3 protein-coding genes are annotated in these 2,538 nt (G+C 57.1%); all 3 read left to right on the top strand.

Going from position 1 to position 2,538, the window contains the following annotated elements; translation table 11 throughout:
- Positions 1-207, top strand: a 207-nt coding sequence (locus Q0510_RS12615; protein WP_298712066.1) for a hypothetical protein, incomplete at its 5' end; no start/stop codon positions are given.
- Positions 208-228: 21 nt separating this feature from the next.
- Positions 229-1,743, top strand: a complete 1,515-nt coding sequence (locus tag Q0510_RS12610) for a RagB/SusD family nutrient uptake outer membrane protein (RefSeq protein ID WP_298712064.1) — start codon at positions 229-231, stop codon at positions 1,741-1,743.
- Between the two features lie 71 nt (positions 1,744-1,814).
- Positions 1,815-2,538, top strand: a 724-nt coding sequence (locus tag Q0510_RS12605; protein ID WP_298712062.1) for a phosphatidylinositol-specific phospholipase C/glycerophosphodiester phosphodiesterase family protein, incomplete at its 3' end; no start/stop codon positions are given.

The following is a 2,538-nucleotide window of genomic DNA, read 5'->3' as shown; positions in this document are numbered from 1 at the left end:
GTAACCCTGGGCTACACCGTTCCCGCCAGCGTGCTGCGCCGCGCCGGCATCGGCCAGGTGCGCCTGTACGTAACCGGCAACAACCTGCTCACCTTCACGAAGTACAAAGGCTTCGACCCGGAAGTGGGGCTGGATGAATACGGCATCGACAAAGGCCGCTATCCGCAGGCGAAAAACGTAACCGTAGGACTGAACGTAAACTTTTAACCGAAAAAATTCCGGACTATCATGAAATCAGTGATCCGATATATGTTCGCAGGGGCCGTAGTGCTGGGGCTCGCCGCATCCTGCACCAAAGAACTGGAAATTTCGCCGGAAGGCACCCCTACCACCAACAACTTCTGGAAATCCGAGCTGGACGCCATTTCCGGCGCAAATTCCATGTACCTCCCTATGGACGACGAGAACTTCTACGGCCGGGGGTACTGGTGGTTCATCAACGCGAGCGACGATATGGTGACGGGCCGCGTCAAAGCGGAAGGCGACAACATCAAAAACTTCAACCGGACCTTCATCGGCGGTTCCTACACTGAGGGCCAGTGGCGGATGCGATACACCGTTATCAAACGCGCCAACGACGTCGTCAACCGGGTGCCCGCCATCACCATGAACGAGGCCACCAAGCGCCGCGTGATCGGCGAGGCTTACTTTATGAGCGGCCTGATGTATTTCGAGCTCGCGTATGCATATGCCGACGATAAAGCCGGGGTGCCCATCGTGCGCCGCGACGTACCCCTCGACGAAAAGCCCATTCCCCGCGCCGCGAACATCGCCGCCAACTGGGATTACATCGAAAGCGAGCTGAAACAGGCATCGGCTCACCTGCCCTGGTTCCAGGATTTGGCAAAGGCGGATTATGGCCGTCCGCACAAGTCGGCCGCCCTCGGCTACCTCGCCAAGATGTACCTCTACAAAAAAGACTGGGCAAAAGCGGAAGCGTATTGCGATTCGGTTATCCTCAGCGGCCGCCATCAGCTGCTGGATAAATTTTCCGATGTGTTCACCATCGCGAATAACTGGACTTCCGAATACATCTGGAGCGCATACTCCACATCGCAGGGCCAGGGCGGCTTCGGCAGCATTCTGCCCGGTGTGATGCTCGAAAACAAAGGCTGGGGCAAATACAACGGCTGGGGATATTACATGCCCACCAAAGAGCTGTATGACAGCTACGACCCTGTAGACAAGCGCCGCGCCGCCACCATCCTGGCGCCCGGCGACCGGTTCAAGTTCTGGGGCGATTCCATGACGTATCATTCGTTGAATAGCCTCAGCGGATACCAGTTCAACAAATACATGGAGCCGTTCTCTTATCCCGGCGGCGATCGCGCCAGCAACAACGGCGACCATCCCACCACCGACCTCTGCCTGCCGTTGCTGCGTTACGCCGAGATTTACCTCATCAAAGCCGAGGCGCGCCTCATGCAGGGCAAGAATGCGGATACCGAGCTGAACGCAGTACGCAAGCGCACGGGGCTCGGCAACCTCACCAACGCCACCATGGCCGACCTGAAGAAAGAGCGCAGGCTGGAGCTGGCCGGCGAATGGGCCAACCGCCACTACGACCTGGTACGCTGGGGGGATGCGCAGGCAGCTTATGCCAAACCGCTACACGGCGTTGGCGGCGTGGAAATCTGGCCCGCACGCGCCTTCGATCCCACGAAACATCATATCTGGCCCGTACCGCAAAGCGAAATAGACAACAGCGGCGGCCTCATCTTCCAGAACGCCGGTTGGAAATAACGATCCTCCGGATATTACCATTTACTGCAAACTCCCGTTATAAGCGGGAGTTTGCTATTTTTAAAAGACCGATGAAACACATTTTCACTTCCTTCCTGCTTTTTTGCTGCCTTGCGGCCGCAAAGGCACAGTACACCGCGGGCAACGCGCATTCCCACAACGATTACCTGCAGGCGATCCCGTTCGAAAAAGCGTTTTCGCTGCACTTCGGGTCGATAGAGGCGGATGTATTCCTGAAAGACGGCGAGCTGTATGTAGCGCATACGCCTGCAGAGATCGATACCGCCAAAACCCTGCGCAGGATTTACCTGGAGCCCTTGCGGGAGAAGGCCCTCGCAAAAGCCGGCGTGTTCGGCGAAACGAAACAGCAACTGCAGATCCTGGTTGATTTTAAAACGGAAGCGGCTGCCACAATGGACGCATTCCTTCGCCAGCTGCGCGATTTCCCGGAGCTGATGAGCCATCCCAGGCTGACGTTCGCCATCAGCGGGAACCGGCCCCCACAGGCACAATGGCCATCCTTCCCGCCCTGCATCCTTTTCGACGGGCGCCCGGGCGTGCCTTACACCGCGGATGAATTGAAGAAAGTTGCGCTCATCAGCGACAATTTCCGGCTTTACAGCCAGTGGAATGGAAAGGGAATCCCCGTTGCCGAAGACCTCGCGAAGATGGAAAAAGTGATCGCCCGGTCGCATGCATTGGGCAAGAAGTTCCGTTTCTGGGCCACGCCCGACGATGTAAACGCCTGGAAAACGATGATGAAACTGGGCGTGGATTATATCAACACCGATAAAA

This window comes from uncultured Chitinophaga sp. (assembly GCF_937874145.1).
Classification (GTDB): domain Bacteria; phylum Bacteroidota; class Bacteroidia; order Chitinophagales; family Chitinophagaceae; genus Chitinophaga.
This window is presented reverse-complemented; position numbering and strand designations above follow the sequence as displayed.